Raw genomic sequence first — 3,794 nt, forward strand, 5'->3', positions numbered from 1 at the left:
CTCCGCGCCGGCGGCCGCGTCGGCGCCGCCGGCGGCAAGCGGAGCCGCCGCCCTCGTGCCCGCCGCATTCAACTCGAATGGGCTCGCGTCGCAGATCGCCCGCCAGGGCGCGCATTGGGCCGGCTATCTCGGCAGATCGCTGCGCGGCTCGATCGCCGCGCTGCTCGACGTCGCATCGGTGCGCGCATGGTGGCACGGGCAAATCGCCAATCCGCAAGCGCACGCGGTACTGTTCGAGGTGGTCTGGTCGCTGCTCGCCGCGCTGATTCCCGCGCTGCTGCTCGAGTGGCTGACGCGGCGGCTGCTGCGGCGCGCATACAGGGCGATCGCCGCGCGCCGCGAACTGGCGCTGCCGGACGAACCCGCCGATGCGCAGGCGGACGGCCCTCCGGGCGCGCCACGGGCGGACCATCTGCCGACCGGCACGCCGCCGGTGCTCGAAGCGGAGGCGCAGGCCGTCGCCACCGGCCCGGCCGTCCCTGATATGACGCAATACGCGACGCCGTCCGAGAAAGGCCGCGCGATCGAGGCCGAAGGCAAGCGCAACGCGACCCACCACTGGACACTGCTGCAGCGCCTGCCGCGCGCGCTGCTGATTACCGTGGCGCGGCTGCTGCCGCTCGTGGTGTTCGTCGGCGTGGCGGGCGCGCTGATGTCGGTCCTCACCGACAACGGCACGCCGCAGGACCGCGCGCTCGATTCGCTGGTCGACATCTACGTGCTGTGCCGCGTGATCGTGATCGTCGGCGCGTTCTTCCTGCAACCGGGCGCGCCGCGTCTGCGGCTGCTGCGCATGGGCGACGCGTGGGCGGTGTACCTGCTCGGCTGGATCGAGCGCATCGTCGGCGTGGTCGGCGCCGGCGTCGCGCTCGCCGAGGTCGCGCGGGCGCTCGGCATGAACGACGCCGCGCGTCTCGCGCTGCTGAAAGTGGTCGCGCTCGTCGGCCACGTGATGATCTCGATCCTGATCCTGCGCTGCGCGAAACCGGTCGGCAACCGGATCCGCAAACGCTTCACCGCGCACGAATCGCTCCAGATGTTCGGCAACGCGCTCGCGGATGCGTGGGCCTGGGTCACGGCCGCCATCGTGATGGCGTTGTGGTTCGTATGGGCGTTCGACGTGCAGAACGGCTATCACGCGCTCGTGAATATCGGCGGCATGACGCTCGCGATCCTGATCGGCGCGCGGCTCGTGTCGATCGTGATCTTCGGCGCGCTCGCGCGCATCTTCCATGTGCAGGGCGAGGAATCGCGCTCGCTCGTGCATCAGCACGCGTATCGCTACTATCCGCTGCTGCGGCGCGTGGTCAGCTGGATCATCGGCATCGTCACCGCGCTCGCGCTGCTGCAGGCGTGGGGCGTCGACGTCATCGACCTGTTCCGCACCGGCACGATCGGCGGCCGGCTCGCGTCCGCGCTCGCGACGATCGGCGTAGCGGCGGTGATCGCGCTGGTCGTGTGGGAGGCCGTCAACGTCGCGGCCGAACGGCGCCTCGACAACTGGACGAGCCGCGGCGATCTGGTGCGCGCCGCGCGGCTGCGCACGCTGCTGCCGATGATGCGCAGCGCGCTCTTCTGCGTGATCGCGCTCGTCGTCGTGCTGACCGGCCTGAGCGAACTCGGCGTGAACATCGGGCCGCTGCTCGCGGGCGCGAGCATCTTCGGCGTCGCGCTCGGCTTCGGCTCGCAGAAGCTCGTGCAGGACTTCATCACCGGCATCTTCCTGCTGATGGAAAACGCGATGCAGGTCGGCGACTGGGTCACGCTCGCGGGCGTCTCGGGCACCGTCGAATATCTGTCGATCCGCACGGTGCGGCTGCGCGGCAGCGACGGCTCGCTGTTTACGGTGCCGTTCAGTTCGGTGTCGACCGTCAACAACACCAATCGCGGGCTCGGCAACGCGGCGGTGCGCGTGAATATCGTGTTCGGCCAGGACGTCGAGCGTGCCATCGATACGCTGAAGGAAATCGGCGCGTCGCTGCGCGAGGACGAGAAGTTCAAGGACGGCATCCTGTCGGACTTCGCGTTCTGGGGCGTCGACGCGGTCGACGGTTCGGCCATCACGCTCGCCGGCCAGATCCAGTGCCGCGATACCGCGCGCTGGGGCGTGCAGCGTGAATTCAACCGGCGCATCGTCGAGCGCTTCAGCGAGCGCGGCATCGAGATCGCGAATCCGCAGCGTCATCTGCTGACGTGGGACCCGCAAAGCAACCCGGTGAAAACCGATTCGGGCGCGGCGCGTGAGCGCGACGACGGGCAGCCGCCCGGCGGCGCCGCGGCGAACCCGGACTCGGACCCGGACCATCGAGGCGATGCGCCGGTGGAAGACCAGATACCCGTCGATCCGAATCCGGCCGGCGGCCCCGGCACACCATCGAATCCGGGCTCGGCGTCGCCGCATGCGTGACGCGTGACGCGGCGCGGTGTGCCGGTTCAGCGCGGCGGCTCCCTACCGCACCTGCCACCAGCGCGGCAACAGCCGCCGCACCTCGGGCCGCCGATACCGGTCGTCGATCAGATGCACGACGCCACGATCCTCCTCGGTGCGGATCACGCGCCCGGCCGCCTGCACCACCTTCTGCAAACCGGGGTACAGGTACGTGTAGTCGTAGCCGTTGCCGAATCGCGCGTCGAGCGTGCGCCGCATCTGCTCGTTGACGTCGTTCATCTGCGGCAGGCCGAGCGTCGCGATGAATGCGCCGATCAATTGCGAGCCGGTCAGATCGATGCCTTCCGAAAACGCGCCGCCGAGCACCGCGAAACCGATCCCCCGATTCATCGTTCTGAAACGCGCGAGAAACGCGTCGCGCGCGGCTTCGTCCATGGCGGGCTCCTGTGCCCACACCGGCAAGCCGGGGTGCCGCTCGCGCATCAGCGTGACCACGCGTTGCAAGTACTCGAAGCTGCTCAGAAAGCCGAGGTAATTGCCCGGCTTCGCTTCATACTGTTTCGCGATCAACGCGACGATCGGCGCGAGCGAATGTTCGCGATCGCGCCAGCGTGTCGATACATAGCCGGCCACGTGCACCTGCAACTGCTCCGCGCGAAACGGTCCTTCGACGTCGAGCCAGCGCGTGTCGCCGGGCAATCCGAGCGTATCGCGATAGAAATGCCGTGGATGCAGCGTGCCGGAGAACATCACCGTGGCGCGCGCGGCCGCATAACGCGGCGCCAGAAACGGCGCCGGGATAACGTTGCGCACGCAAAGCGTCGCGCTGGTTTTATCGCGCGGCGCGTAACGGTCGGCCTGTAGCGTGACGTCGAAAATCGAGTGTTCGCCGAACTGCTCGGCGAGCGCGACGAAATGCATCGCGTCGAAGAAGAAACGCAGCGCGTTTTCGTCGATCGACAGCGGCGCATCGGCAAGCTGATCCGTCACCGCGCCGATCAGATTCTGCGCGGCCGACAGCAGCTTGCCCGGCACCTCCGCGTAGACCCGATAGCCGTCCGTCTGCGCGCGTTTGAGCGCATTCCATTCGCGCTGCAAGCGTTCGAGCGGCTTGCGCAGCGTCGCCGGCGCGGTCTTGCGCGCGAGCCTGAACGCCGCCTGATCGAGCGGCGCGGTATACATGCGCCGCGCGCGTTCGAGCAGATTGTGTGCCTCGTCGACGAGCACGCCGACGCGCCACTGATTGATCTGCGTGAGCGCGTACAGCATCGCGCTGCCGTCGTAGTAGTAGTTGTAGTCGCCGACCACCACGTCGGCCCAGCGCGCCAGTTCCTGCGCCAGATAGTACGGACACACCTCGTTGGCGAGCGCCGCGTCGCGCAGCGCCGCGCGATCGAGCCGCGGC

General features: G+C 68.7%; 2 protein-coding genes. One reads left to right on the forward strand and one right to left on the reverse strand.

The features are described from left to right. A partial coding sequence (locus QM685_RS36620) for a mechanosensitive ion channel domain-containing protein (RefSeq protein ID WP_415124394.1) occupies window positions 1–2,407 on the forward strand: 2,407 nt, incomplete at its 5' end. Between the two features lie 42 nt (window positions 2,408–2,449). Here the strand turns inward: QM685_RS36620 and QM685_RS36625 are convergent. Continuing rightward, a partial coding sequence (locus QM685_RS36625; RefSeq protein WP_415124396.1) for an ATP-dependent DNA helicase occupies window positions 2,450–3,794 on the reverse strand: 1,345 nt, incomplete at its 5' end.

Source organism: Paraburkholderia sp. (genome assembly GCF_047605525.1).
In the GTDB taxonomy this organism is placed as follows: domain Bacteria; phylum Pseudomonadota; class Gammaproteobacteria; order Burkholderiales; family Burkholderiaceae; genus Paraburkholderia.